A 20,516-nucleotide genomic window follows, 5' to 3' on the forward strand; every position below is an offset into this window, starting at 1 on the left:
CCCCCCTACACCCCTACACCCTACACCCCTACACCCCTTCTTGGTCAAAAACCAAGATTTCACTGATTTAGTCAAATAGTTACCATAAAGACTTCATAAACTGAATTTAAACTTCCGTATTGATTGTTTTTTTTGATTCCCCACTCTTAACTCTTTTATAGCTTTTCTCCGTTTACAAAAGTATAATAATTAACTTGTATAGCAGACACCTTCACGCCGCGACAACGCTTGGTACCCCATGCGGCTGTGCGTGACTATCGGTAAACCCGACGCCAGTTGCTATCTCCTGCACGCCGAAGCTCTTGCAACAACGCTTGGTACCCTTAATTCTAAAAGGGTAGCCTAAACCAACGAATAACAGCATTGTATAGGTTATCACTCCATGTAGGAGTCCGCCAAGATTTCCTTTGAAATTGTTCTACTATTTGACGACCAAGAGGAGTGAGGCGGAAACTATCTGTAATTCCTTGACCATCTACTTCCCGTCGCAGAACACCCACTTGGATCAGCCACACAAGTGCATTGTCTGCTACTAACTCCGAGATAGAATGTTTAGTATAGCCATTTTGAACACCAGAACTACCAGTCATTTCACTTAATGCTACTCGACGAGAACGCATTGTTTCAAATAAGCAAGGATTGAAGGGAGAACACACTAAGGCTCGTTCGGCTCGTTCTAGGGTGCTGCGAGAATAGGTAAAGGTTTTCTGGTTTTGAGAATCAATACTAGGCATTTGGTCACTTTTAATACTTTTTAGCTCGGAATCTCAAACTGCTAAAACATGAGTTAGTAAAATATTACTTCATGGTTTGATGGCTAGAAGCTGTGGCTGCGTCAAAAAATATTAGCAAATCGTTAACGATAACATAAACTATGCAAGTCAACACAGGCAGGTGCGTTACCATCCTATTAATGTAAATCACATTACAAAAGCTTATGGAACCAGATTCTCTACCAACTGAGGTGATTCTGACGCATTCGCGTCAGTCCCTCGGGAGTGTGAAACTTGATTGGGCACCACAACCTGGAAACTATCTTGATTTTGAGGGCAAAACATACGCAGTTTTAGAGCGCCGCCACCGTTATCAATTCAAGGCAGGGCGCTATCGTTTGCAAAAAATTGCTTTATACGTACAGTCCGCTATACGACCAAATGAAAAAAGTCTTGTAGGAGGGCGTTGGGTCATCGGTGATGCCACCTGCCGCTACAATGCTTGTTCAGAAATCATGCGCTGCGCGGTTAACCCAGACGGACCATGTGAAACATGCCGCTACTACCAGAGGCGAGAGTGCTGATTAAAGTAAAGGAAATTTGGAAACAATCACTCATCACTCAGCACTCCCAAATACCTCTCCCACTGCTAAACGCGAACCATTAACAAAATCCCATCCTGACTGGGGACGTTTGCCAGCACTTTGAACTTCTCGCAAGAGCAATAAGCCCTCTCCAGTTTGGACAATTGCTCCTATCCCCTTGACGATGCTTACAACTTCCCCTGGACTACCCGATGCAGTTGACAAATTAGGTAATTTATGTATTATTTCTTGGAGTTCTGCTGGTAGTTCATAACCTTCAGCATCATCAAGGGGAGCAGTGGCGGTAATTTTCAGTGGTTGGTTGCGAAAGGTAGCGGTACAGTCTGGATAAAACCCTCTGATTTGATTGTGTAATTGTATAGCGCTCTTTGACCAATTTAATTGATAATTTTCTTTCTTAATCAAAGGCGCATAAGTCGCTTGAGAATTATCTTGAGGAATTGGCTGAATTTCCTGGTGTTCCAGCTTGGACAAAGTCTCTACCAACAAATCTGCACCCAGAACTGCAAGTTTTTCTGCCAAATCATGAGCATTATCTAGTAATTCTATCGGTGTTGTCGCTTTGAGAAGCATTGCACCAGTATCCATTCCTGCATCCATTAACATTGTCGTGATGCCGGTTTCAGTCTCGCCGTTATACAAACACCACTGAATCGGAGCAGCACCTCGATACTTGGGTAAAATTGAGCCATGCACATTAACACAACCCAATTTAGGCATATCTAAAATTTCTTGAGACAGAATTTGCCCATAGGCAACGACGACAAACACATCTGCGTCTGAGTCTTTGAGTTTCGTTAAAGTTTCAATGTCTTTTTTCACCCGCTGAGGTTGCCATACAGGCACATTAGCAGAGGTGGCGACAGCTTTTACTGGTGAGGGTATCAGTTGATTTCCACGTCCCCGACGTTTATCAGGCTGTGTTACAACTGCTAAGACATCGAATTCTGGATTATTCAGTAGTTTTTCCAGAGTCGGTACAGCAAAACTAGGAGTGCCAAAGAATAGGATTTTCATCAGTCATTAGTCATTAGGAGGCAGTGCTCGACTAGGGTTCGGTCAGGCTACAAGAGCCAGTGTGTTGGGGAGGACAGTGCCGGGCGTAGTCGCCGAGGTCTTGGGGAGCCACTGCGTTGGGGAGCCAGCGCCGTGCGGAGGTTCCCTCCGTTGAGGCGACTGGCGTCGGGGATGCCGACAGTCACGCAAGTGGCGTGGTTCCCCCCGAGTCCCGCAACTGGCAAGGGCTGTGCCGACAGTCGGTGCACTAGGCGTCACCTGCCGTTCATTAGGAGCCACTGCGTTATATCGTACTCGAATTGACTTGAACTCTATCGCCTGTCCCAAAGCATTAGGGAATTCTCTAAGATGTTGTACAAGCCATTTACGGAGCGGGTTTATCAGTCGTCCTAATTTGTTGGTTTTGTACAAACCTCTTAAGATGCGCCCTCCTGATGGTTTCCAATTTTTTGGTTTACTACCGTTCTTAAAAATTCTGTAGCCAGAACGCGTACTACGAATGACTCTATTTTGTAAAAGTATGCGAAATTTGAGTAAACTATATCGTTAAAACTGCTAGTTCCTTGTTATACATATAATGATAACCTGCTCTATTGCTGCATCCCTTTGTGCTCCTCACACAGCAACCGCCCTCTAGAAAGTCAACAAATGCTTAAACACCTTATGCTGTCTGGATGGTTCCGTGCGCAACCATTCGTTAAGTACCTGATTTTTGTGATGCTGATCGCGCCCTTGATGGCAGCATCAGAGCACACGACTTCGGCACAACAAGTACAAGTAGCTAAAGTAGCTTCGGCAACAAAAGAGCCAGACTCTATAGCGGTTGATCCCCGGTTATTGACAACGGCTGCTGTTGATAAAGCTAATTTCGTTTCAGTACCAAAAGCAGCCCCAATCAAGTCCTTTACAGAAAAATCTCACTCTATACCAATGTCTTTAGGTGCGGTTTCCCAACCGCAAAGACAAATAGATGAACAAACAAATAACATTGAGGCTTTGACTGTAAAAGATAGTTCTGCGTCAGTTCAGATGCCGTATAATGACCAATTGCCACCATTAGAGTTACCGCCAGCACTAAAAGAATCTGAGTCGGCATCAAACGAGATGGCAGCTAGTCAACACAATTTAGTACAACGATTGAAAGCCTCTAAAGTTCTAGCCTTGGCGGCGAACAATGGCTCTGCATCTGGGGAAGTGCTTGCTGCTAAAACATTAGAAGCAGTTAAAATTGACCCTTTCAAAGAAGGACAACAAAAGTCAACAGCAGTGCCTGTTGTCGAACAATCAGGACAACAAGCTCAAGCAGCACAGCAAGATCCAATAGGAAGTCCTCATCCTATTCCTTGGACTTGGATACAGGCGACTCAAGATGCTATTGGTTCTAAGGGTCTTTCCGGAGTGCGTTACTACCGCAGTATGCCTGTTATTTCTGCAGATGGTAGATATGCTATGTACAGCCGCGTACAACTGGAAGTCAAACCACAAATGTATAATAGCCGCGTGACCAGCGTTCTATTTGTAGAAGATAGGCAAACTAAGAAGTTGCGAGTGGTTAGCTCAACTGGTTCTATTAACGATCCCCTGTTAAAGGTTCAAGTTTCTTCACCAAGTGATGCACAAGGAACTATTGCGGTATTAGTTCCTGTTAGCTGGTCACAAAAAGGCGATCGCTTTTTAGCACGCAAATTTGAAGGGGCGATGAACACTTCTGATGTCACAGATTATGCACTCATATGGGATCGGCAACAAAATCGCTCTGAAAGTGTCACTCCTTCACAAGAAGAATATAAACACGAGATCGCTGTGTTGTTAGGTTGGAGTAAAACTCACCCTGACCAAGTGGTATTTCGTGCTGGCGAATTGGGCGAAGAAGAATGGCCCTTGATGACAGTTGCTTACGATGGTAAGACTGTAGCTGCTACAACTACAGAGCAGCCTGTTGTCTATGGTAAACGGGTCACAGACGTCTGGGCTGAGCCACAAGTCGCTTACAGATAGATCATATTTGTCCAGTTGCCCATAATTAGGACTAACACAGAAAAAATCAAACCATTCATTTAGCGACTGAGGGAGAATATTGGCGTTCAAGAGTAATAATTCCATCACTCCAGTCGCTTAACTAATTTTTAAAAATTGCAATCTGAGCCTGAGAAAGAGCAGAAATCTAAAATAGGAAATCTCTACTTTCATAGGCTCAAACTTCAAAAATGATTAAAACAGTGAAGAAGCAGGTGGAGATGGAGAAAATTTCTGCATTTTGTTTGCCAATTTAATAGGCACCTGTTTTGCGCAGGACAACTTGAACTGTTTTCAGCAAAATTTTCAAATCTAGCCAGAGTGACCAATTTTCAATGTAAGAAAGATCTAATTTCACCGCGTCTTCAAAGTTATCGATATTGGAACGTCCAGAAACCTGCCACAATCCAGTAATACCGGGCAACACTTCTTGACGGATAAAGTGCCCGGTTTGGAATTTTTCTACATCTCTTAGAGGAAGAGGACGCGGACCGACCAAACTCATTTGTCCGAGTAAAACATTAAACACTTGGGGCAATTCATCTAGACTATAACGGCGCAGAAATGTACCAACTCTTGTGATCCGAGGGTCATTCTTCAGTTTAAACAAAACACCATCTTTAATTTCATTCTTTGCTTCGAGGTCTTTTTGCATCTTTTCCGCATTCACAACCATTGTGCGGAATTTCCAAATTTTAAATTTCTTACAATGTAGACCAATTCGCTCCTGCTTGAAGAAGATTGGTCCAGGTGAATCGAGCTTAATCAGCAAAGTAATAAGCAAATACACAGGTGAGAGTATCACTAACAAAATAATGGAACAACAAAGGTCAAAACACCGCTTTACCCAAAAATCACTGCCTGCGATAATTGGTGCTGGAATCGTCATACAAGGGACTTCACCTATCATCCATACTACAGATTTCGGATGAAAGATTGTATTTTGTGTAGGGAGTATTCTCAGGGTAATACCAGCTGTTTGGAAATTCCAGCAAACATAGAGACGATTCTTAATGGAATTCCAAGAAACCAAAGCCTCTACTATCCCTTGGTTGCGAAGATATTCCAAGGTTTGTTCTCTGTTCGCTCTGTCTAGACACTTAGAGTCAGAAATTCCCTGTACAGTGTAGCAATTCTCTTGTTCTATTAACCTAATATGACTCTCTTGATCTTCTATGTCGGAGATGAGAAAAACAGGATAACGAATTGCTCCTTTTTTACGAAGAAGTCTAGTGGTAACATCAAAGATACAGCGTCCAGCACAGATGAAGGCTACAGAGAAAAACCAAAATAGTAGAAAAGTTGAGCGAGAAACATAGCTCTCTGGTTCGTAGAGAAAAGCAATCAGCAAAAGGAGAATGCCTGACAAAGAAACTGCTTTAATCAGAGCAGGATAATTACGACGAAAAATACCTGCTTTATACAGTCCTTGCGCTGCAATGAGTCCTATTTCTACTGTTAAAACTAGCAGTAGAAAAGATGTTTGTTTTGTCCAAGGAGATTCTAATGGAGTTCCCAAAAAGACTGCCAACTTGCATGCTAGGATTAGGGAAATAACATCTAGGAAAATAAGTGTTAATATCCGTAAAAATCGGATAGTTAATCCTCTCTGTATCGTTGTGCCTTTGGCTGAGCGTAAATCGGGTTTGAATTTTACTCTTGATAGAGTTCTGGAAGCCACGATTTCTGTCCCTCCTTATATTTGTACCGTTATGGCGGTTTTTATTCGAGTTGAACACATTTGGCATATGCAACCATAACTCTTACCATTAAGGGCAAGAGTGGTTGTTAATAAATGTGATTCTGAATTGAAATTAACGCTTTGGAGCTTTGTCAAACGCTCTTGCTATAGCATTCCATGCCAATTTAGGTTTCATATTAAAATCGAAAGGTAAAGGTCGTAATGGTGCTCTATCTGAGCGGGGAAACCTCGAAAGCCAGGTGTCGCTATCAGTAAATCCCCAAGTTATGACTGCAATGACAGCTGGTTCATCTAAAACAATAGACAGATAGTCTTCATAGACACTTGCAACAATGCGATCGCGCACATTTATATCTCTAGGCAACTGATTGTCTGATACATCTAGCTCAGTAATCAGAATTTTTAGACCAAGGCTGGCAACATCACGTAGAAAAGCTCTCAGCTTCTTTGGATTGAATGGTTTATCTGCAAACAAGTGAGCTTGTATGCCTAAGGCTTGAACAGGCGTACCCTTAGACTTCAAAGTTTTTAGCAATTTCAGTGTAGCAATTCTTCTTGCTTCATGCTCGGGTATATCATGATCCAATAAAGCATCGTTATATACCAACAGCGCCTTGGGATCAGCATCTCTAGCAGTGCGAAAGGCAATGTCGATATAATCTGGACCCAAAAACTTTAGCCATGGTGTGTCTTGTAAACCGTCAGGTCGTCCGTGTTTCGGCTCAATTGCCTCGTTGACCACATCCCATGAGTGGATTCGTCCAGCATACCGTTTAACAATTGTTGACACATGGTTTGTTAAAAGGTTCTCAATTTCTTTAGAGGTGGTTTTGGGGTCTTGGAATTTACTAATTAACCACTGAGGAATGACTTGATGCCAAACTAAAGGATGTCCTCGGAAGAGCATCCCATGTTCAGACGCAAATTGGGCAAAAGAGTCAGTATCATTAAAGTTGAAATTATTGATACTAGGGCGAGTGACACCCCAATAAAACCCCCCCACTAGAAGACCGCACTCCCGAATGAAGGCAGACTGTAACTGCTTATTTCTAGATAAATTCTCGTAACCAAAAGACGGAAATGCTCCATAGATTAATCCTTTAACAGCAGCCCGTTTGCGTAAAGAAGTATTACCCACAATAGAGAAATTTCTCTTTCGGTTATATTGAGCTTTAACTTGATTGTAATCTTTGAATCTATTGGCACAAGCAAAGGGAACCGTGCTTGCCAAAGTTCCTAATCCTAGTAGAAGTTCACGCCGTTTGATGAAGAATCGCATTTTGATTAATTGTTAGTACATTAACTCTGCTAACAACGTTTTCACAGTTTTACCAGCCACTGACCAGTTGAGACGAGACTGATATTCATTAAATGAGGATAATGCTAGTTGTTTGTACCTTGAGTACTCAACAAAAAAACCAGAAATGTAGTCACATCTTCAATGGTGGCTTGTCTAGAATGCGCAGTTAGTCTAGGGAATTTGTTTCAAACAGTCTCCAGCCAAACTTGCTTGCTAGCCATTGCATCACAAAGAACAGCAAAAACCGTGGATTGTGCTTAAAGTAACGTTTCCATAAACGTTTTGGCTCCATGAGCAGCCTAAACATCCACTCCATACCGCGTTTCTGCATCCAGCTAGGGGCTTGTTTGACACGACCCGAATGAAAGTCGAAAGCGGCACCGACACCGAGTATAACGGCAGGAATCCGGTTTTTGTGCGCTGCCATCCACAATTCTTGTTTAGGACAACCGATGCCCACAAATAAAATTCGTGCGCCTGAGTCTACAATTTGCTGGGTGTAGGCATCATCTTCTTCGCGTGTTAACGGGCGAAAAGGTGGCGAAATCTGACAGGCAATCTTAATGCCTGGAAAACGCTGGTGCAAAAATTTTACAAATGCAACTAAGCTTTCTGATGTTCCACCATAGAGTCCGATTGGTATACCAGCTTGTGCTGCTGCTTCGCATACGTAGAGTGTCAGGGTAGGCCCGTAGACTCGGGAGGCATTTTTTACACCAAGTGCAGTCAATGCCCAAACTAGGGGCATACCATCGGGTGTTACTAGGGCAGCATTGTTAACTACACTCGCAAATACAGGATCGTCGTGAACTTCCATAGTCATGTGGACGTTGGCGACACAGATGTAGCAACTTTTTCTCGCCTTGGCCCAGCCCAAAATCCGCTGTGTAGCGTCTTCGTAACTGGTACCGTCTACTCGCATGCCTAGTATATAGCGGTGCTTGAGAAGATTCCGTTGACTAATTGTTAGTTTCATTTCTTAGTATCTCCATGTTAATACGCAGAATACGCATGCTAGTTTGGGTCAAAAAGTCTTACAGTTCACAACTCGCTCATAAATATCCATCAACATCTGGTAATTTCTTTCTGCCGTGTACTTAGCTTCAAATTCACCTCTAGTTTCCTGTCGCATCTGAGCAAGCGCGGCTGGGTGAGTTAAAGCCCACTCTACCTGTGCAACCAGATCTTCTGGATCTCCAGGGCGAAAGTGGAGGCCTGTACGACCATGTTCAACAAGCGAAGACTGGCTACCAAGGTTTGACGCAATCACCGGAAGTCCCACAGCATATGCTTCCACTATGACTAGGGGGAAACCTTCATACCAAAGAGAAGGAAAAATTAAAGCCTGAGCATCTTTCATTAACTTGAGCACTTCCTGCTTGGGCAACCTTCCCAACCATTCCACACCTGTCAACCTTTGGGCAGTTGAGGCTACTGTATTTGCCAATGGTCCATCTCCGACAATTTTGAGTGGTATTTTTCCTGCCAGTTTCTCCCATGCCTTTAAAAGCGTCTCTAATCCCTTTTCGGGTGAAAGTCTCCCTACAAACAGAGCATAATTGCCTTGTCCCTCACCCGGTTTGGGGTCGGGGTAAAGGAAGTTAGGCTTGACTACCAGCTTCGAGGCTGGCAAGTTCCCCTGGATGTACTTTTGTCGAGCAAATTCCGTTACGGTGATGTAGACATCCACCACCTTGTTCCAAGTTTGTAAGGTTCGGTGGATAGATTGCATAGCACCAATTACGGCACTACCCGTTTTGCTGCCGCGATAGCAACTGTGAACAACACCTGGCCAAGCAAAAGATTTTCCCAAACAGTCCTCACACACCTTGCCCTCTCGAAAAAAATAAGAATTGAGACAAAGGAGGCGATAGTTATGCAAGGTTTGGATTACTGGTACAGCAGCCTCTCTACAGGCATAGTAGACTGATGGAGAAAGGATTGGGAAGAAATTATGTACATGTACAATATCTGGTTTGAAACTAGCAATTCTTTGAAGAATTTGTGTTTTCGATGATATTGAGTAGATAGAGTTAACAGCAGATTTCGCTTTTTCTATGGAATTCGTAATGTGATCATTATTCACCTCGAAGAGATCTACACAATGACCATTTGCTTCTAATAGTTCTCTCTCCATGCTGACAACGACATCTTCACCCCCAGGAAGCTGATAACGGTTGTGAAGGCTCAGGATACGCATAAAGAAACCTCTTTAGTATAGATTGAATCTATTTTTTAGTAAGTAGCCCTACATGAAAAAACATAAAATACGATTCTTGTGATTGTTTTGCTTGACCTTCCGGGTATTATCGCTCTGAGGGCACGCTACTTTGTAGCGTCTGGAGAAAGTGATACGCGTATGCCTGGGGGCACACTTTGCAATAGCCCTCCGGGTTCGCCAGTCGCCTGCGGAGGGAGACCCTCCCGCAGCGCTGGACTCACCGTAAGGCGTGGCGTCAGCCATAGAGCGAGTAACCTGCCTTCAGGTTACCTTCAAAGCAGCAAGTTGTCTGACTGCATTTTGCTCGCTGCGGACATTTTACGTTGAATTTGGTCGAGTTGCTTATTGCTATTTTCTAAATTGGACTTCCGCGATACAAAAGTACTATTTTGACGAAAATTTTTGTGTTGTAAAACACATAGTTATTGATCCCAAAACCTGTAGCTATATATTCAACCTTTGCTCAAAAGAGGTAGGGCATTTCTGTCGTAAATTTCATTAAGTTGGCTATTGCAAGCAGACACCAAAAGCGTAGATGGATACACAGTTTGAGAACAATCGCTCAAATCCATGCTGTAAAAAAAAGCTTTTTGTGGTTGTGTAAGTATATTTGTTGAGGTAACTTCAGGATAAGGCGCAATTGATAAGTCGCTTGTAGTCTTGCGCAATAACTTGGGAACTAAAATCCTTTGCTCGCTGTAATCCTGCTGAACGAAGTGTTTGAGATAGTTGTGAGTTCGTTAATATCTGTGCTATTGCGTGAGCCATTTCTTGAGGATGAGCTGTAGGAACTAATAATCCACATTTCCCTTGTTCAAGAACTTCAGAAGGACCAGATGGACAATTTGTTGATACGACTGGACATCCCAAAGCCAAAGCTTCAACGATGACACGACCAAAGCCTTCATAATCAGATGACAATAGAAACACCTGCGATCGCGCAATATACATGAGTGGGTTTTCAACAAATCCAGGCATAAAAACAGAATTGGAAAGTTCTAACATTCTGATTTGTTGTTCTAGTTGAGGGCGTAATTCACCATCTCCCAAAATGAGTAAATTTCCTTCAATATCATAAGACTGCCGCAGGTAAAGAAGAGCTTCAATAGCAATGTCAAACCGCTTTTGACTAGTGAAACGACCAATGGAGACAATTGTTGGTTTATTAAAGATGTGATGATGTTCTGAGGGGAGAGGTGATTGAGAAGCCTGAATAATAGCATCAAGCTCAAATGGGACATAAATGATGGAAAGATGTTCAGATGGAACACCATAATTCAACCGTAAATCATCTGAAACTCCCTCAGAAACACAGCGGATGTAAGAGATTTGAGGATATATCCAACGGCACAGATAATGATGTAATGATTTAGCACTATCGTTAATCCACTGACTTAGGTGAACTTGAACATCCGCAATAAATGGCTTACGGTGCCAGCGTGATAAGAGCCAACTGATGTAGGTTGGAGAAAGTTCGGAAGTGGCAATTACCAAATCTGTATTTGCAATTTCACGATTAAGTTGGGACAGTGTATGATTTCGATACCAAGAAGACGCACTTTCAGGAAAAAGCACTGTACCTGGAAAATCTTGAAAGATATGGGAATCTGTTGGTAGTTTCAAAAGCAATAGTGTGAGTTCATATCCATCGCTCTGAAGCTCCTTAGCAAGCGGAATCAGGCTGCGTTCCGCGCCCCCAATACCTCCAAATTGACTAATAATGAGAAGTTTCACAATATTTTACTGACTCTTGATAACTCATCTCAAAAATTGATGTCTTTAACAAACAAGGGTCTTTAACTCTGTTTTTTTCACAACTTCCGATGCGTAGAACAATGAAAACAACCTGCTTCAAACTCCTAACAGATTCTAGAGATTAACCCCTAAATATTGAGTTGACTTTATACCCTACCAGTAGTTTCCAGCTGCTAACTTCCAGCCGACTCGGAGACTCGTTGCTAAGAATTTCTTAACTTTAAAAGACCACATGGGTTCTTCACCACAGTATCTTTGTTCAATCATTCGTCCTTCTTCTCGCGATCTAACCGACAATCGCTGAGTCTTTTGTTCAGGATATAGCCGCATTTTTGACCAAGATCTTCGAACATGATAGAAATCAGTCACTTCAGAGAAGCGCATCCAAAGATCAGCATCCATAGCTAAATCAAATTCAGAATTAAGTCCACCGACTTCTTCATATAAATCACGACGCCAAAAAGTAGACGGTTGAGGAATAAAGTTATGAGAGTATAAGAAAATAAAACGGTTAAATGGTAGTTCCTTTTTAATTCTTAGAGGTTGTCCCTCTACATCAATCCAAGTACTATCACCATAGACAACGCGAGCTTGAGGGTTGTCTTGGAAAAACTGAGCGACTTCTTTGAGAGTCCAAGATTCAAATAAATCATCAGAGCAGAGCCAACACAGAATATCACCTGTTGCTCTTAAAAAACCCTTGTTGAGTGCATCAGTTTGCCCTTGATCCGGCTCACTTACCCAATATGTCAGTTGTTTGTCATATTGACGGAGAATATCAACACTGCCATCAGTTGAACCACCATCAATCACAATGTACTCCAAATTTGGATAATCTTGGTTTAGTATGCTCTCTAGTGTCATTTTCAAAAAAGGAGCTTGATTGTATGAAGGAGTGACAACTGTAATTTTCGGGTATTTTAAATTCATGTCGTTAATTCTCCAATTTCTTAGTGATAGTTAGCATCTCAGGTGAAATTATTTCTTTTCATCACTCATGAATGTAAATGACGTTAAGAGATACATCTCCCTAATGTTGATCCATAATTTCAGTGTAGACAGATAAATAACGAGAAGCTTGAATCTGTATAGTAAACTCTTGCTCTGCTTTTTCACGAGCATATTTGCATAGCTTCTGATGTCGTTCTCTATTTTCTAGAACCCAGGTAATTCCTTGGGCTAAATCTTCAATTATGTATGGATGAGATAAATAGCCATTTTTCTGGTGTTCAATCATATCAGGCATACCACCGATTTTGAAAGCAACACAGGGAGTGCCACACGCAAGAGCTTCCATCACAGTATTAGGTAAATTATCTTCAATGGATGGTGCTACAAAAGCATCTACTGCTGCGTATACCAGAGATAATGAAATATTGTCTTCCAACTTACCTAAGTAATGAGATTTAAATCCTAAATCGACTTCATTCTTTGATTGTGAAGAACCAAATATCACGATTTCTATTCTGTCTCGCCATTCAGATTTCATTAAAGATTGCAATGCTGAGAGCAATAGGTGAAATCCTTTTCGTTTATCGTGCATTGCATTCATAGCTCCAAAAAGAATTAATTGTTTCTCTTGAGGCAAATTAAGTATTTGTCGTGCTATTCTGCGGTCAATTGGTTTATATATCGTAGTATCCAAACCATTGGGAATGACCTCAACTCTCACATTTTTAAAAATAGAACTCGCTTGAGCACACTTAGCTAGCCAGGCGCTAGGAGAAACTAATATGAGATTGATTTCTTTCCAGGCTTTAGCTTTACGTTGCCATTGCCAACCAGACATATCCATGTTTTTCTGGCTGCGAAGTTGAGGACAAGCGCCACAGGAATTCATGTAGCGATCGCAGTTCTGGCTGTAATGACAGCCCCCCGTAAATGCCCACATATCATGAAGAGTCCAGACTATAGGCTTATTTAGCTTCGCAATGGTTTCAACCTCCAAGTAACCATTACAAATCCAGTGCAGATTCACAATATCAGGATTGAGTTGTTTAACTTGAGGACGGAGTGTATCTGGAAGCCACGAGGGATAATAATCAGTCAGTTCTCGCTGGGGGTAAAAACTCAGCGGCAGTCTACTTAAAGATGGTCTAAGCTTGGCAACTCCTTTTTCTAACTTAGTGTGTGGAGCAATAACTGTTTCATCATCACTATTTTTCGCTTGCACTAAAAATTGGGAACTGATGCCAATCTTCTGTAAACCCTGATGGAGTCGATATGCAGCCCGACCTGCTCCTCTACCATCGTAAGTACTCATCTGTAAAACTTTCATAGATAAATTCCCTCTTTTCTCTAATAAATTGCTATTTTATATAACATTTTCATCCACGCCGAAAGCATCTTGTTTTCGCATAAGTTTGCCTATCATTTTGAGGTACGGATATTTATCTAAAATAAAGCTTTTTTAAAAACATCTTTATCTATTGGATAAATAAGTTCTGTTTTGATTGAGTAAAACTGTCATTTTAAGCGAAGCTATGAGAATTCCGAGCACAAACAAAATATCCCACCCTGATTCAATATATGCATTAGAAATCGATGCCCATATACAATATGCTACAACACAACAAAATAATGTTTGTCCGAACAGGGCTACCTCTTTTTCTTGTGGAAATATTGACAACTGAAAAGATTCTTTCAATAGAGTAAGTAGAAAGGCTATATATATAAAAAGTCCAAAAAATCCCCAAGATACATAACTCCATACATATACATTATGTGAAGGAACAACTTCAAATTCATTTAATTCTCCTGCACCCCTTACAATACCATTTATAAGGCAAACATATTCCCAACCACGAGAACCAAAACCAAAAAGAGGTGAATTTTCAGATGTGTAATTACTTGCAGGAACCCATACTCTCTCTACACGGAATCCCCAACTTCCTTCACCTTCAGACTCTTTGGAAAAAGAGGATCCAGCAAAGTCAGCCACATACAGACTGTATATCAAAACAAAGGTAATTAAAAATGGCACAAGTTTGATTAAATTTTTGATAGAAAGACTAAAATGGAATAAAAAAATAACGAGTGGAAATGTTATAAACAGGGCTGTTCTTGTACCATTAAAGAACAAAATTATAGGGATATATAGTAAAAGAAAAACCTTCCATAAGTTTCTTTTGGAACCTCGTTTTTGGCTGATATAGAATAGGGAAAGCGGAAATAAAGTCATTAAGCTATTAGCATCTTCATTGGCAGCTCCAAATAGACCAAAAATATCCTTGTCTTCCTGATGACCATAGGAGGAAATAATACTGGATAAACTCTCAGAGGAACGCTGAAGGAGTATTGGATACTGAACAATAGTTGCTAAAAATACAAATAGTAATGTCAACAGCAAAATATGTCTGACTTGACGAGTTGTTTGACTGTTTAGACTCAATAGCCCACACAGATACAACAGACACCAAGAAATATATTTTGTACAACCAGAAAGATGAGTTGATACAGCAGATGAAGGAATTGCTACGATTTGGAACAAAAAAAGTATTGGAAGTAGTAGCAATGGCCAGCTCATACTAATTGTAAATCTTATTCTCTTCTCATCAACTTTTCTTAATTGCTCAATCAAGACAAGGACTAAAAGCGGAATAAAAGCTACTCTGAGCGCTCCAATAACACGTAAGTTAAATTGAGGGAGCGATAAGAGAAGGTCAGCCACTAATAAAAATATAGGAATGTAAAAGATTTTAATTTTCATTTTTTATTTGGAGCAAGCTTTGTCAGTTCGCTTGCGAAAATTCAAATCGTTATCAATGGAAGTGGCTATAAAAGGTTATGTGCAATGACATTAGGATGAGCACAATTATAGTCAATCTTAATCGAGTATTTTTAGTATTTTTATCCACATGTAATATTTACTTTTTCCATTAATTAATGAAAGACTGATATTTTCCTATAGCAGAAAATTTTGCTCATACTTTGATTCCAGACTTTACTTGGGTTTGATGAGCTTTTTAATTCTCTGTTTAATAAGTTGAAACGCTGTTTGCTTAAACAACGTTTGTTGTGTGAATTTATCTGCTTTTAGATTGCGAACTATAAAGGGTGGATGCTTGAGAGGAAATTCCATTACCTCTGTAGGCATATTGATGTAAGGGCTTACTTTTTTAGAAGTGAAATGAGTCGATTCTAAACCAAAGCCAATATTAGAAATTAAATTTGCCTTCGGGATAATACTTAGAGCACTCTGTATCCAACACGCAAATGTCCACTGATAATCCCAAATTTGATCTGAAGGGTTTTCAAAAACAGACTGAAAAAGATTACTCCAATACCTTACTGCCTTATAGTCTTCTAAAATATCGCTTAGACAACCTTCCGCTTGAATCTGTGGCCAAAGCTTCATATAAATATCAAAGTCCTGCCAAGCCCGTCTCCAGCTTGCCCAACCCCAGCAGTGGTTGTAGATAGAAAAGTAGTAACTATAATTTGTTCGTCTATGACCTAACTGATAATTTGACCCGGAAATTGAAGCAACTCGGGAATCGTATCTATATTTCTCAAGTAATTCTTCACAAAAGGGGAAAAATGTAGGATGAGGTACGCAATCATCCTCTAAAATAATTGCCTCTTCAACATTGCTAAAAACCCAATCAATACCACTGACGACACGTTTTGCACAGCCTAAGTTGGTATCAGAGTAATTTTTGATAACTTCGCAATTCCAATCAACTCGCTCTATAATTGCACGAGTAGCTTCGCACTTTTCTGCCTCACCAGGATGTTCAGCACGGGATCCGTCTGCGATCACAAAAAGTTTTGGTGGTTTAGCTTGGCGGATTGCTTCAAATACTTTTTCAGTTGTATGAGGTCTTTTGAAGATGATAAATGCTATAGGAGTTTCCATATAGATTCTTTTGTTGAAGTCGTCACCATTTTCTTTTTCTTATTAAGCTTTACTCATCGTCGTTACTATTTTTAACATGAGTTTTATCCAAATACGTCTTAGAATCGTAAACCGCCACCCTGCCCACGGTGTCTTATCAACATAATGAAAAAATAAGTCGTTTGCTGGATGATAGACAGTAGAATTCCAAGGCTTACTACTTGACGCAAAATGTATAATGTAGGGATCTTTTAGAGCATTTGTCCATTCTTCTTGTGAAAATGGGCTATCTTCGCAGGAAGAGTTATTATATATGCTAGGAAGCTGATTCCATCTGAGTTCAAGTTCAGTCCATTTACCTGCAAGCACAGCATTTAGTGCATCTTGATCGTGCCAACGAATATGTTCTTTGTTGTCTTGAAGATATTGAATCACTTGCATGCTGATGTTTTCTGTTCGCATCTTCTCAAGATTGAGAACAAAAACTCCTGCGTTAAAGTATTTCTGGTGTGAGGGAATTCCCAGTTCTTTATAGTTTTTTAGTCCATAAAGTGAGGACACATAAGGTATTCCTATATCTGGTACGGCAAGTAGATAGTTATCCTCGATGTTGATATCCCATAATTTCGCCAAATCACCCTTTACTATTAAATCACTATCAAGATAAATTGCTTTGGAATAAGAATCTGGCAAAAGAACAGGAATAAGTATCTTATAATATCCCGCAACTGTGATATGACCTGATAATATCACGTTATTAAGCATGGCATCAGGTGGTTGTAACCAGTTGATAAGACATTGCTTTGAATCAGTTAGTTTTAAAATTCTATTTTTATTTTTTTTACTGATACCTCCATCAATGATAAAAAAAGTACAGTGGCGATTACTGCTGAGATTTTCTAATACTGAACAAATGACAACTGCCAAAGGCATTGCATATCTATCATCAGCACCACAAACAACAATAATAGATTCTTTGCTTGAAGGAGTGACCATTGTATTTTTTTGTTGTTAAGTAAGTTGTACCAAGAAAGAACTCAGAACACAGTTGTCAGACAATTTTGAATCTTAACTTATGGATTCGTTCCAAAGGATTTATCCGGGGGCTTGTACCATCAAGGAATCATTGGTCAGAAATATCTGGTTAATTGATATGTCGGTGATTCATAACTTGAGTTTTCTTTTTCTAAATAGACTATAAGCTTTTCAGTATAATTTTTGATATCGTAAGATTTTTCAAAGATTTTTATACAGTTATAGGAATATTCACTATAATGAGTTTTAATTTTTTGAATAGCTGAAGCTAATTCATCAATTGAGATTATAGAGACTCCTACTTTCTTTTCTTCTACATATTGCTGCAAATTAGTGTGACCCTTAACAATGACTGGTTTTCCACATCGAATAAACTCTACAAACTGACCTGACGCATTTGAGGTATAGAAATGATTTAGATCTTCAACAGCATAGTTGATAAAACCTATATCACACAGCTGAATCAACTGAGGTACTTTATCAGGTAACACTTTGAAAGAACTTATAAGAGGTAAAACTTCTACTTTGCCTAATAGTTCTTGGATTTCATCTGAAATGAAGCCGTGAAGGAACAAATCAAATTTATCAAAGTTTTGTTGATGGTATTGTATTAAATCATCACTACCACGCCAACTAGCAATGGAACCAGACTGCATTAATGTAGGAACTTTAGCTTTGCTCTTTAGTTCTTTTTTGGGTACTTGTATAGGTGGTAAGGATACAGGCAAAAAGAAAACATTGTCTAAAGTACCTTTATATCCAATGCTTTCCAATAAAAAATCTAGACGTTCTTTGTCTTGGATAATTAATTTTTTATTTTTTGCCAAACTTTTTCTTGTAAACTTAGCTATTACCCTGTGAATAAAAGCAGTCCTACAATAGTTTCTTGGTTCATCATAACCTAGTAAGTCATGACTCCAAAGAACTACTTCTTGTTTCAGAATGAACGAAGAAAGAACATATAAAAAGTTATCAACAGCTACAACAGCGTCATATTTTGTCTTCCCCAATTTAATTTTGTGTAAACGAAACACATCTTTTGTTAAAATGTATAAACGTTTCAATGATGAATAGATTTTACCTTTTCTGATAACATCATAAATAATGTTTTCTATCCAAAGTCCTCGTTCCTCCATATAAAAATAGTCAATTGTATAATGAACAGATAGTTCATCAATCAGATACTTCAAATGAGGATATAAATCCTGATCGTTAGGAAATGGGCTGACTATTAGTAATTTTTTTGATCTCATGTCTTTACTCTATCAATGTGATGATTAATTACAAGAAATCGACAACGAAAACGCTACCCCACGTATGAAACCCCAATGCTCTTCTTGACATCCATTCCATATCATTAATTATTTTCAAACCAACATCTTTAAGCAACAGATCTAATTCTGGCTTAAACAGATAACGCATTTGGTGGGTTTCTTGAATCTCTTCAACCGCACCGCTCGTTTTATCCTGAATAAAAATCTGATAGTTCACATCTACCAAGTTCTCATTAGGATAAATGACAGGTTCCGCAACTCTAGTGACCTTAATTTCTTCATCTTCTAGTCGCTTGACGCGGACACTCGGGCGATCGCTCAACACTGCAGGTCCATACCATATATCAAAAACAAAAATTCCGCCTGGCTTTAAATGTTCCTTGACAGTAGTAAAAGCTGCGAGTAAATCCTCATTCGTAGTTTGGTAGCTGATGACATGAAAAAGAGAGAGGATGACATCAAATGTCTGATTCAGCCTGAGGTGACGAATATCTCCGTGAGTAAATTTCAGTTGAGAAGCTAATTCTGGATCGAGTTGGGAGAGGCGGCTGTCAGCTTTTCGTAACATCTCCTGGCTCAAATCCACCCCATGAATTTGGTACCCTTCCTTTGCTAGGAGAACTGCATGATTTCCAGTACCACAGCCTAACTCTAGAATATTCTGTGCATTTGGTGCATGAGTTTGAATTAACTGTTGAATAAACTTCGTTTCTCCAACATAATCCTTATCTAGGTAGAGAAGATCATAGTAACGGGCATAGTTGTTAAAAATACTCATAATCAATCATCCAAACTTAAGTTTTCAGTAAAATTCGTGAGAAAAGAGAACGGAGTTATCTTGATGAAAAGGAATGATACAAGAGTCAACTCTAATCTTGCAAAATATTGATTGACATCATGACTACGTCGCGATCGCTTGTTTTTATATCCAACTCCACCACCTACTCGTTAAAAACTCAATCGCCAAACTGCTTAAGAAAGAAGATGACATATCTGCCCCATTATGTGTTGATACATATATCTGGTAATTGGTAATTCCAGTAATCTTTCCTGAGAACCCAGTCTAGTAATTCCCGATTGCATAAGACACTATTTTGATGAAATTGGTATCCCCTTTGATAAGCTTTCAAAAAACGCTCATTCAATTTATCCTTTTCTGTTTGCTTACGAAACAACTTTAGACCTATTTTTTTCAAAAACCTCAAAGGTTGTTTAATTTTATTAATTAGACTGACCTGCTCTAATTTCTCATTTGGTTGCCTAATATTTGAGTAAGAATCACAAACTCCTTGATAAAAAGAACGCTGCTCAAAGTATTCATACGTCATTCTTTCTTTAGGAACACTATGAAATACTAAGGCTTTAGGTTGATAAATGGCTTTGTATCCTTGGGAGTTAGCCTTCTGAGTTAACCCTGTTTCTCCATCTCCTTGCAGATACTGCAAATGTTTAGGAATACAATCAGGATGAAATCCACCAAGCTCGAAAAGAGCACTTTTACGAATTGAGAAGTTTAAGCCCCAAACATAGTTAGCATCAATGTTTCGAACTTGGTCACCAAAATCTAACAAACTCAGATAACCACAGAGTTTACCGTAGGGATGCTCTAACCAAAACCACTCTAGCCACTCAGGTGGTTCAACTTCGTACTTAGGTAAATTACGCCCACCCACAATTTGCACACTAGAGTCATCAAATGATTCTTGAATTGCTTGCAACCAGTTGACATCTGCTTCAATATCGTCATCTACAAAAATTAAAATATCACCCTTTGCTTCCAATGCTCCTCTATGACGACCTGATAACAATCCTGGTTCAACTTCGTAAATATAGTGGATTTTATGAAAAGGGTATGCAGCAATAGCAGCTTCTGTAACTTGTTTGGTATTGTCAGTTGAACCATTATCAACCACAATAATTTCAAATTTATCAGGTGAGAAGTTTTGCTGACAAATAGAATTGATTGCTAACTTCAGGGAGATCGCACGATTTAATGTAGGAATGATAATTGAAATCATATATGACTTAAGTAGATAGGCGG

18 protein-coding genes are annotated in these 20,516 nt (G+C 39.8%); 2 read left to right on the forward strand and 16 right to left on the reverse strand.

Features of this window, described 5'->3' with window-relative positions:
• Window positions 1-329 precede the first annotated feature (329 nt).
• On the reverse strand, window positions 330-734 hold the full coding sequence (locus tag DP116_RS06245; protein ID WP_169154351.1) for an Npun_F0494 family protein: 405 nt from the start codon (window positions 732-734) through the stop codon (window positions 330-332).
• Window positions 735-937: 203 nt separating this feature from the next.
• Here DP116_RS06245 and DP116_RS06250 point away from each other — a divergent pair, with 203 nt between their 5' ends.
• Window positions 938-1,297 carry a DUF6464 family protein gene (locus tag DP116_RS06250; RefSeq protein WP_211173113.1) on the forward strand — a complete coding sequence of 120 codons (360 nt, stop codon included), beginning with the start codon at window positions 938-940 and terminating at the stop codon, window positions 1,295-1,297.
• A gap of 33 nt (window positions 1,298-1,330) precedes the next feature.
• On the opposite strand, the gene fmt is transcribed toward DP116_RS06250, so the two are convergent.
• Together fmt and DP116_RS06260 are read right to left on the reverse strand one after the other, a co-directional pair.
• Window positions 1,331-2,335: a methionyl-tRNA formyltransferase gene (fmt, locus tag DP116_RS06255; protein ID WP_169154352.1), complete on the reverse strand. Its 1,005-nt coding sequence runs from the start codon at window positions 2,333-2,335 to the stop codon at window positions 1,331-1,333.
• Window positions 2,336-2,377: 42 nt separating this feature from the next.
• The gene (locus tag DP116_RS06260; RefSeq protein ID WP_169154353.1) at window positions 2,378-2,746 is read right to left on the reverse strand and encodes a hypothetical protein; all 369 of its coding nucleotides are present in this window, start codon (window positions 2,744-2,746) and stop codon (window positions 2,378-2,380) included.
• Window positions 2,747-2,983: 237 nt separating this feature from the next.
• Between DP116_RS06260 and DP116_RS06265 the strand changes: the two genes are divergently transcribed.
• Window positions 2,984-4,333 carry a hypothetical protein gene (locus DP116_RS06265; protein WP_169154354.1) on the forward strand — a complete coding sequence of 450 codons (1,350 nt, stop codon included), beginning with the start codon at window positions 2,984-2,986 and terminating at the stop codon, window positions 4,331-4,333.
• 271 nt (window positions 4,334-4,604) lie between these two features.
• Here the strand turns inward: DP116_RS06265 and DP116_RS06270 are convergent, their stop codons facing one another.
• From DP116_RS06270 to DP116_RS06330, 13 genes are all read right to left on the reverse strand, one after another.
• Window positions 4,605-6,032: an exopolysaccharide biosynthesis polyprenyl glycosylphosphotransferase gene (locus DP116_RS06270; protein WP_169154355.1), complete on the reverse strand. Its 1,428-nt coding sequence runs from the start codon at window positions 6,030-6,032 to the stop codon at window positions 4,605-4,607.
• 133 nt (window positions 6,033-6,165) lie between these two features.
• Window positions 6,166-7,332, reverse strand: a complete 1,167-nt coding sequence (locus DP116_RS06275; protein ID WP_169154356.1) for an endo-1,4-beta-xylanase — start codon at window positions 7,330-7,332, stop codon at window positions 6,166-6,168.
• Between the two features lie 187 nt (window positions 7,333-7,519).
• Window positions 7,520-8,329 (reverse strand): WecB/TagA/CpsF family glycosyltransferase, encoded by an 810-nt coding sequence (locus DP116_RS06280; RefSeq protein ID WP_169154357.1) that lies wholly within the window; start codon window positions 8,327-8,329, stop codon window positions 7,520-7,522.
• 48 nt (window positions 8,330-8,377) lie between these two features.
• The gene (locus tag DP116_RS06285) at window positions 8,378-9,553 is read right to left on the reverse strand and encodes a glycosyltransferase family 4 protein (RefSeq protein WP_169154358.1); all 1,176 of its coding nucleotides are present in this window, start codon (window positions 9,551-9,553) and stop codon (window positions 8,378-8,380) included.
• A gap of 645 nt (window positions 9,554-10,198) precedes the next feature.
• Window positions 10,199-11,308 (reverse strand): glycosyltransferase, encoded by a 1,110-nt coding sequence (locus tag DP116_RS06290; RefSeq protein WP_169154359.1) that lies wholly within the window; start codon window positions 11,306-11,308, stop codon window positions 10,199-10,201.
• A 174-nt stretch (window positions 11,309-11,482) separates the two neighbouring features.
• The gene (locus tag DP116_RS06295) at window positions 11,483-12,259 is read right to left on the reverse strand and encodes a glycosyltransferase family 2 protein (RefSeq protein ID WP_169154360.1); all 777 of its coding nucleotides are present in this window, start codon (window positions 12,257-12,259) and stop codon (window positions 11,483-11,485) included.
• A 100-nt stretch (window positions 12,260-12,359) separates the two neighbouring features.
• Window positions 12,360-13,607 carry a glycosyltransferase family 4 protein gene (locus DP116_RS06300; protein WP_169154361.1) on the reverse strand — a complete coding sequence of 416 codons (1,248 nt, stop codon included), beginning with the start codon at window positions 13,605-13,607 and terminating at the stop codon, window positions 12,360-12,362.
• Between the two features lie 144 nt (window positions 13,608-13,751).
• Window positions 13,752-15,038, reverse strand: a complete 1,287-nt coding sequence (locus DP116_RS06305) for an O-antigen ligase family protein (protein WP_169154362.1) — start codon at window positions 15,036-15,038, stop codon at window positions 13,752-13,754.
• A gap of 234 nt (window positions 15,039-15,272) precedes the next feature.
• On the reverse strand, window positions 15,273-16,187 hold the full coding sequence (locus tag DP116_RS06310; RefSeq protein WP_169154363.1) for a glycosyltransferase family 2 protein: 915 nt from the start codon (window positions 16,185-16,187) through the stop codon (window positions 15,273-15,275).
• A gap of 42 nt (window positions 16,188-16,229) precedes the next feature.
• A complete protein-coding gene (locus DP116_RS06315) occupies window positions 16,230-17,162 on the reverse strand; it encodes a glycosyltransferase family 8 protein (protein ID WP_169154364.1) in 933 nt (310 codons plus the stop codon).
• Between the two features lie 134 nt (window positions 17,163-17,296).
• Window positions 17,297-18,454, reverse strand: a complete 1,158-nt coding sequence (locus DP116_RS06320) for a glycosyltransferase (protein ID WP_169154365.1) — start codon at window positions 18,452-18,454, stop codon at window positions 17,297-17,299.
• 28 nt (window positions 18,455-18,482) lie between these two features.
• Window positions 18,483-19,253: a class I SAM-dependent DNA methyltransferase gene (locus DP116_RS06325; RefSeq protein WP_169154366.1), complete on the reverse strand. Its 771-nt coding sequence runs from the start codon at window positions 19,251-19,253 to the stop codon at window positions 18,483-18,485.
• 223 nt (window positions 19,254-19,476) lie between these two features.
• Window positions 19,477-20,493, reverse strand: a complete 1,017-nt coding sequence (locus tag DP116_RS06330; RefSeq protein WP_169154367.1) for a glycosyltransferase family 2 protein — start codon at window positions 20,491-20,493, stop codon at window positions 19,477-19,479.
• Window positions 20,494-20,516 lie beyond the last annotated feature (23 nt).

The sequence above is a fragment of the Brasilonema bromeliae SPC951 genome (assembly GCF_012912135.1).
Taxonomy (GTDB): Bacteria; Cyanobacteriota; Cyanobacteriia; order Cyanobacteriales; family Nostocaceae; genus Brasilonema; species Brasilonema bromeliae.

What these genes read in the sequence shown, in the direction of transcription:
- DP116_RS06245 (WP_169154351.1), bottom strand. Translation starts at nt 734, where the DNA reads ATGCCTAGTATTGATTCTCAAAACCAGAAAACCTTTACCTATTCTCGC.
- DP116_RS06250 (WP_211173113.1), top strand. Translation starts at nt 938, where the DNA reads ATGGAACCAGATTCTCTACCAACTGAGGTGATTCTGACGCATTCGCGT.
- fmt (WP_169154352.1), bottom strand. Translation starts at nt 2,335, where the DNA reads ATGAAAATCCTATTCTTTGGCACTCCTAGTTTTGCTGTACCGACTCTG.
- DP116_RS06265 (WP_169154354.1), top strand. Translation starts at nt 2,984, where the DNA reads ATGCTTAAACACCTTATGCTGTCTGGATGGTTCCGTGCGCAACCATTC.
- DP116_RS06275 (WP_169154356.1), bottom strand. Translation starts at nt 7,332, where the DNA reads ATGCGATTCTTCATCAAACGGCGTGAACTTCTACTAGGATTAGGAACT.
- DP116_RS06280 (WP_169154357.1), bottom strand. Translation starts at nt 8,329, where the DNA reads ATGAAACTAACAATTAGTCAACGGAATCTTCTCAAGCACCGCTATATA.
- DP116_RS06285 (WP_169154358.1), bottom strand. Translation starts at nt 9,553, where the DNA reads ATGCGTATCCTGAGCCTTCACAACCGTTATCAGCTTCCTGGGGGTGAA.
- DP116_RS06295 (WP_169154360.1), bottom strand. Translation starts at nt 12,259, where the DNA reads ATGAATTTAAAATACCCGAAAATTACAGTTGTCACTCCTTCATACAAT.
- DP116_RS06300 (WP_169154361.1), bottom strand. Translation starts at nt 13,607, where the DNA reads ATGAAAGTTTTACAGATGAGTACTTACGATGGTAGAGGAGCAGGTCGG.
- DP116_RS06305 (WP_169154362.1), bottom strand. Translation starts at nt 15,038, where the DNA reads ATGAAAATTAAAATCTTTTACATTCCTATATTTTTATTAGTGGCTGAC.
- DP116_RS06310 (WP_169154363.1), bottom strand. Translation starts at nt 16,187, where the DNA reads ATGGAAACTCCTATAGCATTTATCATCTTCAAAAGACCTCATACAACT.
- DP116_RS06315 (WP_169154364.1), bottom strand. Translation starts at nt 17,162, where the DNA reads ATGGTCACTCCTTCAAGCAAAGAATCTATTATTGTTGTTTGTGGTGCT.
- DP116_RS06320 (WP_169154365.1), bottom strand. Translation starts at nt 18,454, where the DNA reads ATGAGATCAAAAAAATTACTAATAGTCAGCCCATTTCCTAACGATCAG.
- DP116_RS06325 (WP_169154366.1), bottom strand. Translation starts at nt 19,253, where the DNA reads ATGAGTATTTTTAACAACTATGCCCGTTACTATGATCTTCTCTACCTA.
- DP116_RS06330 (WP_169154367.1), bottom strand. Translation starts at nt 20,493, where the DNA reads ATGATTTCAATTATCATTCCTACATTAAATCGTGCGATCTCCCTGAAG.